Origin of the sequence: Clostridium sp. UBA4548 (assembly GCF_002387895.1) — a bacterium.
Classification (GTDB): domain Bacteria; phylum Bacillota; class Clostridia; order Clostridiales; family Clostridiaceae; genus Clostridium_J.
Map to the genome: position 1 here is coordinate 103,577 of NZ_DGLI01000009.1, position 17,488 is coordinate 121,064.

The following is a 17,488-nucleotide window of genomic DNA, read 5'->3' on the forward strand; positions in this document are numbered from 1 at the left end:
TATGGTTATTAATTGAGAGTTCTGTTAGATATAAAACATGAAAGTAGGAAGTGATTAAATGAGTGTTTTTTCTGTTGGTCCTAAGGTTTACTTTGGACAAGGAGAGCTAAAAAAGCTAAGAGAAATAAATTGTAAAAAAGCCTTTATTGTAACAGACCCTTTTATGGTAACCTCAGGTTTTATTAATAAGGTTACAGAACAATTAGAGCAGGGGAATATTGATTATGAAATTTTTTCAGAAATAGTTCCTGACCCACCTATTGAAGTGATTGCAAAGGGCGTCAAAGTTATGGACAAGTTTAATCCAGATGCGGTTATAACCATGGGAGGAGGTTCAGCTATTGATGCAGCTAAAGCTATTAGTTATTTTAGAACTTTAGTAAAAACTGGTCTGGACTCTTCAGCTAAAATTGCGAAGCCAAAGTTTATAGCAATTCCAACTACTAGTGGTACTGGTTCTGAGGTAACAGCTTTTTCAGTTATTACAGATAAGAAATTCAATATGAAATATCCCCTAGTAGAAGAAGCTATGATACCTGATATGGCTATTTTGGATGCTGAACTAGTTAAATCTGTACCCAAAGCCATAACTGCTGATACAGGAATAGATGTGTTAACTCACGCTATAGAAGCTTATGTGTCAACGAATGCTACGGATTATACAGATGCCCTAGCAGAAAAGGCAATTAAACTTGTGTTTAAAAATTTGAAAAGAGCTTACGATGAGGGTGATGACATGGAGGCAAGAGAAAAAATGCATAATGCTTCATGTATTGCAGGACTTGCCTTTACAAATGCTTCTTTAGGAATAAATCATAGCATGGCCCATATTTTAGGGGGAAGATTCCATATTCCACATGGGAAGGCAAATGCACTGTTACTACCTTATGTAATAGAATTCAATGCCAATGTTAAAATGACTTCGGCACAGGAGTATACTAGAGCAGCTATAAAATATGCAGAAATTGCTAAGTTTTTAGGGTTAACTACCTCAAACAACGTACGAGAAGGGGTTAAAGCCTTAATTAGTGCGGTAAAGGCTCTAATTAAAAATCTAGGTATTTCAAATAAAATTTTAGACTTGAAAATTAACGAAGTAGATTTTAAGGAAAGCCTAAATGAAATTAGTGACATTGCTTTAATGGATGGGTGTACACCAACAAATCCAAGAGAAGTTACTAGGGAAGAGTTGAATGAACTCTTTAAGAAGGCTTTTTATGGAAGATAATAACTAAAAAAATAATTGATAAAATGTTGACAAATTAAATATAATTTAATATAATTAAGTCATAAATTTTTAATATTTGTTCAATGGCGAACAAATTAAACTATGAGCAACGAGGCTCCTAATTACACCGAGGTGTGTTTTAGGGGCTTTTTATGTTTAAATGGAGTGATTAACTTTGGAAAATAAGCAAAGAGTAATACAAGAGTATGTTCCAGGGAAGCAAATTACCCTAGCTCACTTAATTGCTCATCCAAGTAAAAATGTTTACAAAAAATTAGGATTATCCGATGAGTATAGTGAAGCTATTGGAATTTTAACAATAACTCCTAGTGAAGCAGCAATAATTGCAGCAGATGTTGCTACTAAAGCTGCAGACGTAGAAATTGGTTTTGTAGACAGATTTAGTGGATCCTTAGTAATAGTAGGAGATGTTTCAAGTATAGAAGCTTCCTTGAAAGCTGTATCTGAAATGCTACAAAACGTACTAAATTTCACTACTGCAAACATTACAAGATCTTAGGAGGCTGCCTTTGAAGAAAATAATGTTAATTGGTGAAACAGGTTGTGGTAAGACGACCTTGACACAAATGCTAAATAATGAAACACTAGAGTATAAGAAAACACAAGCTTTGGAGTTCAACAATTTTGTTGTAGATACTCCAGGGGAATATATTGAAAATAGAAATTACTACAATGCAATTATTGCAAGTTCTGTAGAGGTGGATGTAATCGCTTTAATTCAACCTTGTAATAAGGAAATGAGTATTTTTCCACCTAGCTTTGGAAGTATTTTTGCTAAACCTGTTATTGGTATTATTAGCAAAATTGACTTGTGTGAAGAAGAGAAAAGTCTTAAAGACTCCGAGAAGTACTTAAAAGAAGCAGGAGCACAAGAGATTTTTCAGATAAGTACAACTAAAAATTTAGGTATAGACATAATAAAAAAATATTTAAATTGGGAACAATAACTTTGGAACTTAAGGTTTATTACTTCTAGAAGAGGTGGGAACATGAATAAAAAAATTGTAATAGCCGATGATGAACCTATTACAAGGATGGATATTAGAGAAATGTTAGAGGAAGCAGGCTACAACGTGGTAGGAGAAGCTTCCGATGGTTTTGACGCTATAGAAATGTGTAGAAAGTTTTCTCCGAATATTGTAATTATGGATATTAAGATGCCACTATTGGATGGTATAAATGCTTCAAAGATAATTATACAAGAAGGTCTTGCTGATGGCATAATTCTTTTAAGTGCCTATAGTGATACTAACTTTGTGGAAAAAGCAAAAGAGGCAGGGGTAATTGGATATTTAGTAAAGCCACTGGATAACAAGTCGCTAATACCTGCAGTAGAGGTGGCAATTTCTAGAGCTAAAGAAATGAAGGAAATCAAAACTAACATGATAAATGTTCAGAAGAAGCTTGAAGCTAGAAAAGTAATTGAAAAGGCTAAAGGAATTTTAATGGTTGAGCATGGAATCACAGAGCAAGAGGCTTTCTCAATGATTAGGAATTTAAGCATGAAGAAAAGAGTTACCATGGAAGATATTTCAGAAATAATTATTATGAGCAAGGATGGAGCTTAATCTTACTAATATATAAGGCGATGTGATAGGAAATGAATGAAATAAAAGAGTTATGCTTAAAACATACAAATTTAAAAGAAACAGACATAGAAATTATTCAACATATAGCTAGAACAATTCAGTTTATTGCTGATTCAACGGAAAGCGATGTTTTTATTGATTGTCCCACTACACATAATGATGCTGCTATTGTAGTAGCAGAGGCAAAGCCTACTAATAAAACTTCCTTATATAAGGAAAGTGTTGTAGGAAAGCTTGCCATAAGACAAAATGAACCTGCAGTTATTAGAGCTATTGAAATTGGAATGCCTGGAAGAAATATAAAAGGTATAACCCAAGAACAAATTAAAGTAAAACAAAGTGTGGAACCTATTAGAAATAAGGAAAATAGAACTATTGGTATTTTAATCATTGAAAAGGACGTAACTGAAGATCTTTGCAATGATAGAAAAATAGAAATATTGGCAGAAGCTAATGAAGAATTAACCACACAAATAGCAGGAAAGTATGAAAAAGAAAGTGACATAACTTATTATGTTAACGAAGCTATTTTAATTTTTGATGAGAATGGTACCTTAAAGTTTAAAAATCCTGGTGCGGATTTGCTTTATAGTAAGCTTGGGTACAATGAAGATATTCTCGGAATGAACTTTTCAAACTTGTCAGTAACAAATAAACCCTTCAAAAATATAATTTCAAGTTGCTGTATTGATACCTTTGAGCATGAAGTAGGGGGAATGTGCTTACAGGTGAAATATATAGTTCAAAGTAATAAGGCACTAAAGTTAGTTGTTCTCATTAGAGACATAACTGATATGAAGGAAAAAGAAAAGGAATTAGTTCATAAATCTGTGGTTATAAGGGAAATTCACCATAGAGTTAAGAATAATCTTCAAACAATTGCTAGTCTTTTAAGATTACAATCTAGAAGAATTGACAACGAGGCTTTCTTAAATGCTATGAATGACAGTATAAATAGAATACTAAGCATAGCCGCTACCCACGAGATCCTTGCAAAGCAAGGTATTGATGAGGTAAATATTAAGGAAGTTATCAATAGAATAAAATCTAGCATGGTAACCTTCGAAAAAAGGGATAACATAGATTTAGCAATTAAGATTACTGGCGATGACTTTAGAATAAGTTCTGATAAAGCAACCACCACAGCACTAGTGGTAAATGAGCTTCTCCAAAACTCCATAAAGCATGCCTTTAGAGGAAAGAGCCAAGGAGAAATTATAATTAATATTGAAAAAGGAAATATGTATTCCACTATTTCAATTATAGATAATGGTAATGGTTTTCAGGTAGAGACTGTTCCTAAAAACAGTTTAGGACTTATGATTGTAAGAAGCCTTATTCATGATAAGCTAGAAGGAAACTTAGATATATTTTCTAATTCAGAAGGCACAAAGGTAGTCTTTGATTTTAAAAATTAATATATAAGCACAAGGTCGTGCTTATTAGGTGGCAACGGAGCCCAGGGTATATATTTTAAAATGGTTATATTTTGTATAGCTATTTTAAAATATAAATTCTGGGCTTTTATATTTCTCTAAAAAGGGGTGAGAAAAATACAAGAAAAAATTTTAAGTGTAGGAATTGACATTGGTACTTCTACAACTCAACTTGTGTTCAGTAATATAACCATTGAAAATACAGCAAGTAGCTTTACAGTGCCTAGGATTAAAATTGTGGATAAAGAAATCATATACAGAAGTAATATCCACTTCACACCTTTAATAGATCAAAAGAAAATTGATGGAAATAAGGTAAGAGAAATCATAGCATCGGAATACGAAAGAGCTGGAGTTACTGTAAAAGATGTTAAAACTGGAGCAGTGATAATCACAGGAGATACTGCTAGAAAAGAAAATGCTAATGAAGTATTACAAAATCTTAGTGGTTTTGCAGGAGACTTCGTGGTAGCAACTGCAGGGCCTGATTTGGAATCTATCATTGCAGGCAGAGGTGCAGGAGCAGATAAAGTCTCAGATGAAGAAAATGCCTATGTTGTAAACATTGACATTGGCGGAGGTACTTCTAACTTAGCCTTGTTTAAAAATGGAGAGTTAGTAGATACAGGCTGCTTAGATATAGGTGGTAGACTGATAAAAATAGATTTACAAAGTAAGAAAATTTATTATATCTACCCTAAAATTAAAAAGCTGGCAGAAAGCATTGGTGTATCAATTGATGTAGGACAAGTTGCTGATTTAGACAAAATAAGAAAAATTGCTAAGGCAATGGTAGGAATTTTAGAAGAGTCAGTGTGTTTAAAGACAAGAACTCCAATGTATGAGGAGCTTCTAACTAAGAAGGGCATTAAGGATGGTTATACCATTGAGTACATAACCTTTTCTGGTGGAGTGGCTGATTATATTTATGGAAGTGACTACTCGGACCCCTTTAAGTATGGAGACATGGGAATAGTTTTAGGGGAAGAAATTGCAAAATCAACCTTAGTTAAAAACTTAAAACTAAAACCTGCCAAAGAAACTATTAGAGCCACTGTTGTAGGTGCAGGCTCACATACCACTGATATAAGTGGTAGTACCATAACCTACACAGATAATATATTTCCAATAAAGAATTTGCCTATACTAAAGCTTTCCTCAGAGGATGAGGCCAAGGGCTTTAACTCTATAGAAGAAAGTCTTAGAGAAAAACTTAAGTGGTTTAACTTAGAAAATGAAAGCCAACAGGTAGCGGTGGCAATAAAGGGACCCAAGAGTCCAAGTTTTATTGATATTCAAAACCTGTCAAAAGCTTTAATAAATGGAATGACCGAACTTTTACAACGAAACTATCCAGTATTTATTATAGTTGAAAATGATATAGCAAAAGTTTTAGGACAAACTGTTCATAGACAGCTAAATAAAAGCAATAATGTAGTTTGCATTGACAGCATTAAGGTTGAAAATGGGGATTACATTGACATTGGTAGTCCACTTGTAAATGGTAAGGTAGTTCCAGTAGTCATCAAAACATTAGTATTCAATTCATAATTTTAATAGAGGGGTGAACAAAGTGATACTAAAAACACAATTGTTTGGTAAAGTGTATCAATTTAAAGATGTTAAAGAAGTTCTAGCAAAAGCTAATGAGGAAAAGTCAGGAGATAAGCTAGCAGGAATAGCAGCAATTACTGCTCAGGAAAGAGTTGCAGCTAAGGTTGTTTTAAGCAATTTAACTGTGGCTGATGTTAGAAATAATCCAGTAGTTCCTTATGAAATGGATGAGGTTACAAGAATTATCCAAGATGCTGTTAATGAAAGAATCTATGGAGAAATCAAGAACTGGACAATATCTGAGCTAAGAGAGTGGATTTTAAATGAAAAAACTACAGGAGCAGATATAAGAAGAATTAGCAGAGGATTAACTAGTGAGGTTATAGCAGCTGTAGCTAAGTTAATGTCAAACCTAGACTTAGTTTATGGAGCTAGCAAAATAAAAGTAACTGCTCATGCTAACACAACTATAGGAGAACCAGGAAGATTATCTGCAAGATTACAGCCAAATCACCCAACAGATGATGTAGATGGAATATTAGCATCATTACTAGAAGGTTTAACTTATGGAATAGGTGATGCTGTTATAGGATTAAACCCAGTAGATGATACTGTTGGAAGTGTATCAAAGGTACTTAAGAAGTTTGAAGAAATAAAACAAAAATATGAAATACCAACTCAAAACTGTGTACTTGCTCATGTAACTACACAAATGGAAGCAATTAGACAAGGTGCTCCAACAGACTTAATATTCCAAAGTATTGCAGGTTCACAAAAAGGAAACGAAGCCTTCGGAATATCAGGAGACTTAATTGAAGAAGCAAGACAGCTTGCCTTAACTCAAGGTACTGCAGCAGGTCCTAATGTTATGTACTTCGAAACTGGACAGGGTTCAGAGTTATCTTCAGATGCTCACTATGGAGCAGACCAAGTAACAATGGAAGCTAGATGCTATGGTTTTGCTAAAAAGTATCAACCATTCATAGTAAATACCGTTGTTGGATTTATAGGACCAGAATACTTATATGATAATAAACAGGTTATAAGAGCAGGACTTGAAGATCACTTCATGGGTAAATTAACAGGACTTCCAATGGGTTGTGATGCTTGTTATACAAACCACATGAAAGCTGACCAAAATGATATAGAAAACCTTGCAATACTACTTGGTACTGCAGGATGCACATACTTTATGGGAATTCCTCATGGAGACGATGTAATGCTTAACTATCAATGTACAGGCTTCCACGAAACTGCTGCCTTAAGAGAACTTTTAGGCAAAAGACCAATAGCTGAGTTTGAAGCATGGCTTGAAAAGTGGGGCTTCATGGAAAATGGAAGACTAACAGGAAAAGCAGGCGACGGGTCTATATTTCTTAAGAAATAAGAGGGGGTAAAAAAATGTTTTCAGAAAATGAATTAAAAAGATTAGTTGAGCAAGTGTTAGTAGAAATGACTACAAAGCAAGGAGCATCTGCTACTGATATGAGCACAACAAAGGAAACTTGTGAAGTTGATTTAAATGGAATGATTCCAGATATAACTGAAGTTGACATAAAAACAACTCTTCTTGTAGAAAATCCTACAGATAGAGAAGGTTACTTAAAAATGAAAAAACACACTCCAGCAAGAATTGGTATCGGTAGAACTGGAGCAAGATATAAAACTGAAACCATGCTAAGATTCAGAGCAGACCACGCATCAGCTCAGGACTCAGTATTTACAGATGTTAATGAGGATATTTTAAAGGAAATGAACTTAATAACTCTACAAACTAATTGTTCTTCTAAAGATGAGTTTATAACAAGACCAGACCTTGGAAGACAATTATCAAAAGAAGAGCTAGCTAAATTAAGTTCCTTCAAGAAAAAACCTCAAGTTCAAATTTATGTATCAGACGGTTTAAGTTCAAAAGCTATTGAAGCTAACGTAAAAGATATATTACCAGCTTTAATTCAAGGTCTTGAGGGTTATGGCATCACTGTTGGAACACCTTTCTTCGTAAAACTTGGAAGAGTTGGAGCAATGGATGTAATTTCTGAAGAAATTGGTGCAGATGTAACTTGCGTACTAATCGGTGAAAGACCAGGTCTTGTTACAGCAGAAAGTATGAGTGCTTACATTGCCTATAAAGGAACTGTTGGAATGCCAGAATCAAGAAGAACTGTGGTATCTAACATTCACAAGGGTGGTACACCTTCAGTTGAAGCAGGTGCTTATATAGCAGATATTATTAAATTAATGTTAGAGAAAAAAGCCAGTGGATTAGATTTAAAACTATAATTTAGGGGGAAAAAGAAATGAAAAATGATCAACTTCGTCCATCAGTATTAAGCGTTAAAATAATTCCAAATGTAAGTACTGACATGGCAAAGCAATTTGAATTAAAACCAGAACACAAGAGTATAGGAATAATCACAGCTGATTGCGATGATGTTACATATACAGCCTTAGACGAAGCTACAAAAGCAGCAGATGTGGAAGTAGTATATGGAAGATCCCTTTATGGTGGAGCTGCAAATGCTAACACAAAACTTGCTGGAGAAGTAATTGGAATCATTGCAGGCCCAAGTCCAGCAGAAGTTAGAAGTGGACTTAATGCAGCAGTAGATTTTATAGAGAGTGGAGTAGCTACTTTCTATAGCGCAAATGAAGATGATAGCATTGCTTACTATGCACAATGCATATCAAGAACAGGTTCTTATCTTTCTAAAACAGCTGGAATAGAAGAAGGAGAAGCACTAGCTTACTTAATTGCACCACCACTTGAAGCTATGTATGCTCTAGATGCAGCAATGAAGGCTGCAGCAGTAGATCTTAAAGCTTTCTTTGGACCACCATCAGAAACAAACTTTGGTGGAGCTTTATTAACTGGAAGCCAATCAGCTTGTAAAGCAGCTTGTGATGCTTTTGCAGCAGCAGTTAAATTTGTAGCAGATAATCCTACAGATTACTAATCTTAGGTAGAGATTATGATTAATTCCAAATTAACTAGGGCTAATTACACCTTAGGATTAATTGAAACCAAAGGATTTATTGGAGCTGTTGAAGCTTTAGATGTAGCTACTAAATCAGCAAGTGTTGAACTTGTTAGCTGTGAGTTTGTAAAGGGTGGTATTGTTACCATACTTATTACTGGAGAGGTAGGTTATGTAAAAGCAGCAGTAGAAGCCGCTGCAATTGCAGTAGACAAGCTAGGAGTTTTAAGAAACACCCACGTTATTGCAAGAGCGGATGAAGGTGTGTGGGATATAATTCAGAGAAGAAGTCCCTCAGAGCTAATTGAAGATAAGAATGAATTAGAAGATAATAATCAAAATTTAGTTAAAGAAAAGGAAGAACAAGAATCTAAAGAGGATGATAATACAAAGGTTGACATAACAACCATAGAGCACAGCAGCTTAGTAGAGGACAAGAGTACAATTGAATCTACAGATGAGAATAAAAACTCTTTAGAAAGTAAAAAAGAAAACCTAAGTGAAGATTTAGAAGAAGATAAAACTCAGATCAAAGCAAAGGAAAAGCTTGATGGTTCTATGAAAAGAGAGGAACTTGAAACTTTAAAAGTTACAGAACTTAGATCCTTAGCAAGAAAACTTAGAGAAGAACAAAGGATTTCTTTAACAAAGAAACAGATTAAGTTTAGTAAGAAAGAACAACTAATTGAAGCCATACTAAAGGGCTAATAGGAGGTAAGATAAATGATAACCTTAGATAAAGATTTGATGTCTATACAAGAAACTAGAAATCTTATCGCCAAGGCTAAAGAAGCTCAAGAAATATATAAGACTTTTACCCAAGAAAAAGTTAATAATATCGTTGAAGAAGTAGCAAAGGCAGTAGAAAAAGAAGCAGTTAAACTTGCGAAAATGGCATGGGAAGAAACTGGGTTTGGTAAATGGGAAGATAAGGTAGTTAAGAATACCTTTGCAAGTAGAGTAGTGTACGAAAGCATAAAGGATATGAAAACTGTTGGAATAATCAGAGAAGATGAAGAAAAGAAATTCTTTGAGGTAGCAGTTCCAGTTGGAGTAGTGGCTGGTTTAATTCCATCAACAAATCCAACCTCTACTACAATTTACAAAACTTTAATTGCATTAAAATCAGGAAATGGAATAGTAGTTTCTCCTCACCCAAATGCTAAAAACTGTATTATTGAAACAGCAAAAATTCTAAATGAGGCAGCGATTAAAGCAGGAGCACCAGAAGGATTAATTGGATGCATTACCCTACCATCCCTTCAAAGTACAAACCTACTAATGAGTCATAAGGATACAGCATTAATTCTTGCGACAGGTGGAGAGGCAATGGTAAAGGCAGCTTACAGCTCTGGAACGCCAGCAATTGGTGTAGGACCAGGAAATGGACCAGCCTTTATAGACAAGTCTGCAAAGGTGGAACTAGCTGTTAAGAGAATTTTAGATAGTAAGACCTTTGACAATGGAGTAATTTGTGCTTCAGAACAATCAGTAGTAGTTGAGAAATCAATGAAGGAATTGGTGATGAATGAACTTAAAAAGCAAGGTGCTTACTTCTTAAATGAAGAAGAATCTAAAAAACTTGGGAATTTCATTCTAAGAGCCAATGGAACTATGAATCCACAAATAGTTGGAAAAAGTGTTGAAGCTTTAGCTTCAATGGCAAATTTAAAGGTTCCAACAGGTGCAAGGGTTTTAATTTCAGAGCAAACTACAGTAGGAAAAAATAATCCTTACTCAAGAGAAAAGCTTACTCCACTTCTAGCTTTCTACACTGTAGAAAACTTAGAAGAAGGTATTAAACTTTGCACAGAAATATTAATGAATGAAGGAAAGGGACATACTCTAGTACTTCACAGTGAAGATAAAAATGTGATTAAGGAATTTGGACTAAGAATTCCAGTTTCAAGGCTTCTTGTAAACACTCCAGGAGCTCTAGGAGGTATAGGTGGTTCAACAAACTTAGTACCAGCTTTAACTCTAGGTTGTGGAGCTGTTGGTGGAAGTTCAACCTCTGACAATATAGGTCCAATGAATCTATTAAACATAAAAAGAGTGGCTTATGGAGTTAGAGAACTTGAAGATTTAAGAGGAAGTAAGCAGGTAGAGCCTAGTAACACAATTAATGAAGAGTACTTAGAACTAATCATAAGTAAGGTAGTTGAAAAACTATCAGCCCTAAATAAATAACATTTTCCAATAATAAAATTCAAACTTTAATCCACGCAATATAATATAAAAATTTAGGCTTATAAGATAAAAATTACTTTAAAGCCTTAAAGAATCAAGGTGAGTGTATACGAAAGTTTAGCTCAAGCCTTGGTTCACTATAAACAACACAAAAAATAAAATATTAAATGAAATTTTAGGAGGATATTAAAATGGCAAATATGAACGCATTAGGAATGATCGAAACTAAAGGATTAGTAGGAGCAATTGAAGCAGCAGACGCAATGGTTAAAGCTGCAAACGTAACATTAATAGGAAAAGAGCAAGTAGGTGGCGGACTAGTAACTGTATTAGTTAGAGGAGATGTTGGAGCTGTTAAGGCTGCTACAGATGCAGGAGCTGCAGCTGCTGAAAGAGTTGGAGAATTAGTATCAGTACATGTAATTCCAAGACCACACAGTGAAGTAGAAGTTATACTTCCTAAAACTACTATTTAGTTAAACTTAATTAATAGAGGCTTTCAAGATGGGTTTAAATTAATTCATATTTAAGCAGAGGAGTCAAGGATTAATCTATGTGCAAGTTAAGTTTTACCATGACTCCTCATATATAGAAAAACAACTTCTATAACCAACCCTAACCTTAAACTAACTAATAGCCAAGAAGTTGTTTTTCAAAAAAAGATATACAAGTCCTCAGTGTACTTAAAAAATTTGTCTCTTCCCATTGTAACCTTAGTATATATAAAGAACATACCTACCTAGGACTTGTATATCAATAAAAAAGGGAATAATTACTCGCAAACCTCCCTTAAAGTCTCCCTTATGATAGAAATAAGGTGAGCAGATACATTGTAAGTTTCTTCATAGTTTGTAGCATAGTCAATAAAATGTCTAATACTACATGGAAATTAATCATTACTTAGATTAATTTCAGATATGCAAGCTCTAAATTTACAATGTGAATAGAAAATAGCCATAGAGCTTGCATATCTCTATGAATAACATCTTTAACCACATATCAAAGAAACAAGTCTTACATCCTTATAAGAACTTAAATAGGTTTAAGGTGGAGCTGAATCTTTTTATAAAGTGGTTGAACAAAATGAACTTGTTCATTATTTAAAGGATGTGATAATGTGAGTGTTTTAACAGAAAGCACCTTAAGAGCAAAACTTAAGAATTTAGAAGTAAAAGAATTTGAAATTGAAAAAGGAGTCATAATTACTCCTTCTGCAAGACAATATCTACAAGATAAAAATATTAAGTTAATATATAAAGATGAAAAAGCAAAAGAAGTAAATAATCAGAATATTCAAAGCGAAGTTAAGGGTTTTATACCAAAATATGTTCACATAAATGGTGGAGTCTTTGAGAAAAAGCCAGAGCATATGACTCAGCTTAATAAAAATAAATTAGTTGCTAAGGATCATAAAAGAATTGTTTTTAGAGGAAACTTAGATAGTCTTCAAGCTAAAATACTAGAAATTCAAATACAATGTAAAAACTTGAATGAAATGAAGGTAGTTAAGGACCTTGAAGAAGTACTTTCTTATGTAAGAAAAGTATTAGAAGCTGAAGTGGTGGAAAGTGAGTTTAGTATTAATTCCTTAATTGGATTAAATTATGATGAATTAAGAGCTTACTCTCATAACCCAAAGAAGCATTTAAATACTGAGCACATAATTTTCCCTAGCTGTGATATGGGACCAGTGGTTGTTGCATTAAATGCCTTGAGAGCACAGAGCAGAGAAGTAGAAATTTCAGCATATAAGGCTTTTAAAAATGATGAAGGGGAACCTACAAGAGCAGATTTAGCCTTAGCGTTAAATAGATTAAGCAGTTGTTTTTATATAATGATGTGCAAGTATATGGCTGGTAAATATAAATAGGAGGTGATACTATGAGCACAATGGAAATGAACCTTAATTATATAGTTGATGAAGTAGTTAAAAGGTTAAAGTGCGACGTAGAAGATGAAGGAATATTAGTTGAGGCTTCAGGTAGACATGTTCACCTTTCAAAGGATGCCGTAGAGGTTTTATTCGGAAAAGGATACAAGCTAACTAAAAAAAGAGAATTATCCCAACCTGGTCAGTATCTTTGTGAGGAAAAAGTTACATTAATAGGGCCTAAGGGAACTATACATAATGTTTCAGTTTTAGGGCCTGAAAGAGAAGAAACCCAGGTAGAACTATCAAAAACTGATGCAGTAGCTATAGGAGCAAAAGCTCCAGTTAAAATGTCAGGAGATATTGAAAAAAGCGGTTCTGTGGTTCTTTCTAGTGGAAATACTGTATTAAAGTTAGATAAGGGTGTCATAGCTGCAAAGAGACATATTCATATTACTCCAGAAGATGCTAAAAAATACAATGTGTCAAATAATGAGGAAGTAAATATAAAAGTAATAGGAGAAAGAGGCGTAATCTTTACAAATGTAGCAGTTAGAGTTAGCGATAAATTTAACACCGTGGTACATTTAGATTATGACGAAGCAAATGCCTGTGGATTTACCAAAGGAATGAAAGCTGTAATAGTAAAATAGTAAAATGTGTTACTAACTGCAGCTATTTGCTCATCTATTAATAGGGCACTTAAGGAGCGGTTAAGGTATAGGTAATTAACGCTTGAAAACCATAACCAATTAATCTTTCATTAAAGGTTTTAACTTAGCTCCCTATAAAATTAATTTCCTAAGTAAAAGGGGAAGATAAAATGAATAATGAAGAATTAGTGGAACTCATAACCAAAGAAGTTATGACAAGACTAAAAGCAATGTTAAGTAAGGATTATGTTTCTCATAATAAGAAGGTATTAGTCCTTGAAAGATCAGAGGATCTATGTCCAGTGCTTACAGGAGCATTAAGAGAAAATAACTATACTGTAGATTCATTAGATAATATGGGAAGCTTAAACTCCTATGAAGGTATAATTCTTCAGAGCCTATCACCTAAAGAGCTAGCAAATTTAGCTCATGGTATTGGTGGCTGTGCTAAAGAGATAGCTGTTATTGATGCTATACTTGGTGGAAATAGGATTTACTCAATGAAAAAGGGATTACAACATGAAAACTTTGCTTCAACAGCAAATAAAGAATTTTTCAATTTATATAAGTCCTATGAAAACAAGCTAAGATCTTATGGTGTAGCTTATGTGGGATTAAGAGAACTTTTAGGTTATTTAAGCGAAGGAACTACTGAAATAGAAAAAGATGCTTGTATACTAGAAGAAAGAGATATAGATAAAGCAATTTCACAGCAATGCATAAATGATGAATTTGTAGATTTAACTAAGAAAAAACTCATCTCAGAAGTGGAATTAAGAAATATCTATAAAAATGGAATTAATAAGGTATTAGTTTCAAAGAAATCCATAGTAACACCTTTAGCTATGGATTATGCAAGAGTAACTAAGGTACAAATTATAAAAAAATAAATTCATGAGAGGCAAGGTCTATAATTATGATAGTAGGAGAAGTTGTAGGAAATTTATGGGCTACTAGAAAAGATGAGGGTCTAAATGGACTGAAATTTTTAGTAGTAAGAAAGTTAGATTATAGAGGACAAAAAACTGAGGAGGCAATTGTTGCTGCAGACAGTGTTGGAGCTGGAATAGGGGATCAAGTATTAATAGTAGGTGGAAGTTCCGCTAGAGTAAATCTAGGAGATAAAAAGGTTCCAGTTGATGCAACCATTGTTGGAATTGTGGATTCACTAGAACTACAAGGTTAACTGTAATGTTTTGTGGTTAGTAAGTTAACTGTAGATTTCTTTAGTTAAAAAATTAATAAAGTGCAGGTGATATTTCATGGTTAAATCTTTAGGTGTTGTGGAATTTAGCAGTATAGCTAAAGGCATAGAAACTGGTGATAAAATGGTTAAAGCAGCTACGGTGGATGTATTGATGCTAAGACATATTTGCCCAGGAAAGTTTATGATAATTCTCTCAGGAGATATAGGGGATGTTAATGAAGCTGTTAATTCAATAATAACTAATGACAAAGATAAAGTCATTGAAAGCACTGTGATTTCTAATGCACATGAGGAATTAATCTCATCACTTAGAAAGAGAGCAGTTTTTAAAATTACTGAAGCAATTGGGGTCTTTGAAGCAGCAACAGTTACTTCAGCTTTAATTGCACTAGATTTAGCATTAAAGAAAGCTTCAGTTACTCTATTTAAGGTTGTCCTCGGTAATGGAATAGGAGGCAAATCTTATTTTGTAGTAACTGGAGCAGTTAGTAGTGTTGAAGAGGCTATTAAAACAGCTACAAACTCTATAAACCCAAAGAAGCTTATTTATAAAACTATAATTCCTTCTCCTAGTGAAGATATTATAAATAACTTATAGAAAAATTATAGAAGACATTGCTTATAGAATTTAAAAATAAACTTAGCACAGTGCAAAGGAAAAGTTTAACTTGTACTGTGAATAAATAATAAAGTAATTTGGAAATAGCAAGTAAAATTTAGAAAGAAAAGAGGATAGGATAATGAGTATAAATGAAATTATAATATACATCATGGTAATATTCATGGTAATCGGTGCTGCGGATAAAATACTTGGAAACAAATTTGGATACGGAGAAAAATTTGAAGAAGGCATAATGGCTATGGGTGCGTTAACTATTGCCATGGTGGGAATTATTTCTTTTGCACCAGTTTTAGCAAATGTATTAAAGCCAATAGTTGTTCCATTATATAAAGCTCTTGGTGCAGACCCTTCAATGTTTGCAACAACTTTACTTGCCTGTGATATGGGAGGATATCAGCTTGCTCAACAATTAGCTGAAAATCAAAGTATAGCTCCATTTGCAGGATTAATCTTAGGTTCAATGATGGGACCTACAATAGTATTTACAATTCCAGTAGCACTAGGAATAATTGAAAAAGAAGATCAAAAATTCCTTGCTAAAGGAGTTTTAGCTGGTATGATTACAATTCCACTAGGAAGCTTCGTTGGTGGATTAGTAGCAGGATTACCTGCATTACTAGTATTAAAAAACTTAACTCCAATTATAATTTTTGCAGTACTTATAGCTCTTGGATTAAAGTTTGCCCCAGAAAAGATAATAAAAGGATTCACTTATTTTGGTAAGTTTGTAACAGCTGTAATAACAGTTGGACTTGCAGCTATAATTATTGAAACTCTTACAGGGTTTGTTGTTATTCCAGGAATGGCACCAATCAGTGAAGGTATCAATGTAGTTGGAAGTATTGCAATAGTTCTTGCTGGAGCATACCCATTAGTACACTTTATTACAAAGGTATTCCAAAAACCACTTATGAAACTTGGTTCACTTCTAGGAATAGGGGAAGTAGCAGCAGCAGGAATGATAGCAACTCTAGCAAATAACATTCCAATGTTTGGTATGATGAAAGACATGGATGAAAGAGGAAAAATCATCAACGTGGCTTTTGCAGTTAGTGCGGCCTTTGTATTTGGTGACCACTTAGGTTTTGCAGCAGGAGTAAATAAAGAAATGATAGCTGCTATGATAGTTGGTAAATTAGTGGCTGGTGCTACAGCTGTGGCAGTAGCTTGCTTAATTACACCAAAAGCAAAAAAAGCTTAAGTTTTAAAATTTAATTAGTGAATAAATGTAGCACTTAGGTGAAATGAACTAAATTTAAATATAAGTTAGTTCAAATAATCTTAATTTAGGAGATGGCACAATGGAAAATATAAATGAGCAATTAATAGAAGAAATTATACGAAAAATAATAAATGAAAAATTAGGACAAACTACTCCAGAGTTTGAAAAGCAAGTTGACCCAAGTGGGATTATGTCTATTAAAACAAGCACAGTAAAACCTGAAAAGTTTGATACAGGAAAAGAAGGGGACAAGGTTCTATTAAAGGACGTATTAACCCTTGAAGAAAGTCCAAGACTAGGTTGTGGAATAATGGAAATGGAAGAAACAAGCTTTGCATGGACTTTAAAATATGATGAAGTAGACTACATTATAGAGGGAACTTTAGAAATAGATATAGATGGAAGAAAAGTTGTTGGTAACAAAGGGGATATAATACTTATTCCTAAAAACTCATCAATAAACTTCACTGTTCCAAACTATGCTAAATTCATGTATGTAACTTACCCTGCAAACTGGGCTGAGTTAGAGTAATATTAAAAACTTAAGTCAAGTAAAGTAAACAGCTATGAAATTTTAGTGTAGCCTTTACATTAGGGGTAGGAGCAAATCTTACCCCTTTTTAATGTTTAAGATATTCTAAAGTTAAACCAAATTCTTCCAACTTAAGTGGGGTTTAATTTACAATACAATAATAAATATACATATTAATGCAAAATAAGGAAATTACTATTAGTTAATAAAAATTATTATTGATACTAAATTCTAACAAATCAAACACGATTATAAAAATATAGGGTTTTAAGGTTTACCTATAACTTTATAAAAAGTTATAGTAAAAAAATTAAATATGTACTTATAACCCTGAAAATTTACTGAAAGCACCAGGAAGTAAGACTTAATTTTATTCAGTCCAGTTT

Annotated in this window: 19 protein-coding genes; all 19 read left to right on the top strand. The window is 33.5% G+C overall.

Annotation, left to right across the window (positions count from 1 at the left end; all coding sequences use genetic code 11):
• Positions 1-58 precede the first annotated feature (58 nt).
• A complete protein-coding gene (locus B3040_RS03485) occupies positions 59-1,228 on the top strand; it encodes a 1-propanol dehydrogenase PduQ (protein ID WP_291570229.1) in 1,170 nt (389 codons plus the stop codon).
• Between the two features lie 175 nt (positions 1,229-1,403).
• Positions 1,404-1,748 carry an ethanolamine utilization microcompartment protein EutS gene (gene eutS / locus B3040_RS03490; protein ID WP_017416379.1) on the top strand — a complete coding sequence of 115 codons (345 nt, stop codon included), beginning with the start codon at positions 1,404-1,406 and terminating at the stop codon, positions 1,746-1,748.
• A gap of 10 nt (positions 1,749-1,758) precedes the next feature.
• The gene (locus B3040_RS03495; protein ID WP_291570233.1) at positions 1,759-2,196 is read left to right on the top strand and encodes a EutP/PduV family microcompartment system protein; all 438 of its coding nucleotides are present in this window, start codon (positions 1,759-1,761) and stop codon (positions 2,194-2,196) included.
• A gap of 42 nt (positions 2,197-2,238) precedes the next feature.
• Positions 2,239-2,817, top strand: a complete 579-nt coding sequence (locus B3040_RS03500) for an ANTAR domain-containing response regulator (RefSeq protein ID WP_291570235.1) — start codon at positions 2,239-2,241, stop codon at positions 2,815-2,817.
• A 32-nt stretch (positions 2,818-2,849) separates the two neighbouring features.
• Entirely contained in the window at positions 2,850-4,256 is a 1,407-nt protein-coding gene (locus tag B3040_RS03505) for a sensor histidine kinase (protein ID WP_291570237.1), read from the top strand.
• A 135-nt stretch (positions 4,257-4,391) separates the two neighbouring features.
• Positions 4,392-5,825, top strand: a complete 1,434-nt coding sequence (gene eutA / locus B3040_RS03510; RefSeq protein ID WP_291570357.1) for an ethanolamine ammonia-lyase reactivating factor EutA — start codon at positions 4,392-4,394, stop codon at positions 5,823-5,825.
• 22 nt (positions 5,826-5,847) lie between these two features.
• Positions 5,848-7,215 carry an ethanolamine ammonia-lyase subunit EutB gene (locus tag B3040_RS03515; protein ID WP_291570239.1) on the top strand — a complete coding sequence of 456 codons (1,368 nt, stop codon included), beginning with the start codon at positions 5,848-5,850 and terminating at the stop codon, positions 7,213-7,215.
• A gap of 14 nt (positions 7,216-7,229) precedes the next feature.
• Entirely contained in the window at positions 7,230-8,111 is an 882-nt protein-coding gene (gene eutC / locus B3040_RS03520; RefSeq protein ID WP_291570241.1) for an ethanolamine ammonia-lyase subunit EutC, read from the top strand.
• Positions 8,112-8,128: 17 nt separating this feature from the next.
• Entirely contained in the window at positions 8,129-8,785 is a 657-nt protein-coding gene (gene eutL / locus B3040_RS03525; RefSeq protein WP_017416386.1) for an ethanolamine utilization microcompartment protein EutL, read from the top strand.
• A gap of 15 nt (positions 8,786-8,800) precedes the next feature.
• Positions 8,801-9,514 (top strand): BMC domain-containing protein, encoded by a 714-nt coding sequence (locus B3040_RS03530; RefSeq protein WP_291570243.1) that lies wholly within the window; start codon positions 8,801-8,803, stop codon positions 9,512-9,514.
• A 15-nt stretch (positions 9,515-9,529) separates the two neighbouring features.
• Positions 9,530-10,996: an acetaldehyde dehydrogenase (acetylating) gene (locus B3040_RS03535; protein WP_291570245.1), complete on the top strand. Its 1,467-nt coding sequence runs from the start codon at positions 9,530-9,532 to the stop codon at positions 10,994-10,996.
• 191 nt (positions 10,997-11,187) lie between these two features.
• Positions 11,188-11,472, top strand: coding sequence for an ethanolamine utilization microcompartment protein EutM (gene eutM / locus B3040_RS03540; RefSeq protein ID WP_017416389.1), 285 nt, complete (start codon positions 11,188-11,190; stop codon positions 11,470-11,472).
• Between the two features lie 641 nt (positions 11,473-12,113).
• On the top strand, positions 12,114-12,866 hold the full coding sequence (locus tag B3040_RS03545; RefSeq protein WP_017416390.1) for a hypothetical protein: 753 nt from the start codon (positions 12,114-12,116) through the stop codon (positions 12,864-12,866).
• 11 nt (positions 12,867-12,877) lie between these two features.
• A complete protein-coding gene (eutD, locus tag B3040_RS03550; protein WP_291570249.1) occupies positions 12,878-13,519 on the top strand; it encodes an ethanolamine utilization phosphate acetyltransferase EutD in 642 nt (213 codons plus the stop codon).
• Between the two features lie 170 nt (positions 13,520-13,689).
• The gene (locus tag B3040_RS03555; RefSeq protein WP_291570251.1) at positions 13,690-14,409 is read left to right on the top strand and encodes a hypothetical protein; all 720 of its coding nucleotides are present in this window, start codon (positions 13,690-13,692) and stop codon (positions 14,407-14,409) included.
• A gap of 26 nt (positions 14,410-14,435) precedes the next feature.
• Complete coding sequence (locus tag B3040_RS03560) at positions 14,436-14,705, top strand: EutN/CcmL family microcompartment protein (protein WP_017416393.1); 270 nt, start codon at positions 14,436-14,438, stop codon at positions 14,703-14,705.
• Positions 14,706-14,781: 76 nt separating this feature from the next.
• Positions 14,782-15,324 (top strand): BMC domain-containing protein, encoded by a 543-nt coding sequence (locus B3040_RS03565; RefSeq protein WP_291570255.1) that lies wholly within the window; start codon positions 14,782-14,784, stop codon positions 15,322-15,324.
• Between the two features lie 142 nt (positions 15,325-15,466).
• Positions 15,467-16,549, top strand: a complete 1,083-nt coding sequence (gene eutH, locus B3040_RS03570) for an ethanolamine utilization protein EutH (RefSeq protein WP_291570258.1) — start codon at positions 15,467-15,469, stop codon at positions 16,547-16,549.
• 100 nt (positions 16,550-16,649) lie between these two features.
• Positions 16,650-17,102: a cupin domain-containing protein gene (locus B3040_RS03575; protein ID WP_291570261.1), complete on the top strand. Its 453-nt coding sequence runs from the start codon at positions 16,650-16,652 to the stop codon at positions 17,100-17,102.
• Positions 17,103-17,488 lie beyond the last annotated feature (386 nt).

Excerpts from the sequence above, each read along its gene's own strand:
- B3040_RS03485 (WP_291570229.1), top strand. The coding sequence starts at position 59 with ATGAGTGTTTTTTCTGTTGGTCCTAAGGTTTACTTTGGACAAGGAGAG.
- B3040_RS03500 (WP_291570235.1), top strand. The coding sequence starts at position 2,239 with ATGAATAAAAAAATTGTAATAGCCGATGATGAACCTATTACAAGGATG.
- B3040_RS03505 (WP_291570237.1), top strand. The coding sequence starts at position 2,850 with ATGAATGAAATAAAAGAGTTATGCTTAAAACATACAAATTTAAAAGAA.
- eutC (WP_291570241.1), top strand. The coding sequence starts at position 7,230 with ATGTTTTCAGAAAATGAATTAAAAAGATTAGTTGAGCAAGTGTTAGTA.
- eutL (WP_017416386.1), top strand. The coding sequence starts at position 8,129 with ATGAAAAATGATCAACTTCGTCCATCAGTATTAAGCGTTAAAATAATT.
- B3040_RS03530 (WP_291570243.1), top strand. The coding sequence starts at position 8,801 with ATGATTAATTCCAAATTAACTAGGGCTAATTACACCTTAGGATTAATT.
- B3040_RS03535 (WP_291570245.1), top strand. The coding sequence starts at position 9,530 with ATGATAACCTTAGATAAAGATTTGATGTCTATACAAGAAACTAGAAAT.
- eutM (WP_017416389.1), top strand. The coding sequence starts at position 11,188 with ATGGCAAATATGAACGCATTAGGAATGATCGAAACTAAAGGATTAGTA.
- eutD (WP_291570249.1), top strand. The coding sequence starts at position 12,878 with ATGAGCACAATGGAAATGAACCTTAATTATATAGTTGATGAAGTAGTT.
- B3040_RS03555 (WP_291570251.1), top strand. The coding sequence starts at position 13,690 with ATGAATAATGAAGAATTAGTGGAACTCATAACCAAAGAAGTTATGACA.
- B3040_RS03560 (WP_017416393.1), top strand. The coding sequence starts at position 14,436 with ATGATAGTAGGAGAAGTTGTAGGAAATTTATGGGCTACTAGAAAAGAT.
- B3040_RS03565 (WP_291570255.1), top strand. The coding sequence starts at position 14,782 with ATGGTTAAATCTTTAGGTGTTGTGGAATTTAGCAGTATAGCTAAAGGC.
- eutH (WP_291570258.1), top strand. The coding sequence starts at position 15,467 with ATGAGTATAAATGAAATTATAATATACATCATGGTAATATTCATGGTA.
- B3040_RS03575 (WP_291570261.1), top strand. The coding sequence starts at position 16,650 with ATGGAAAATATAAATGAGCAATTAATAGAAGAAATTATACGAAAAATA.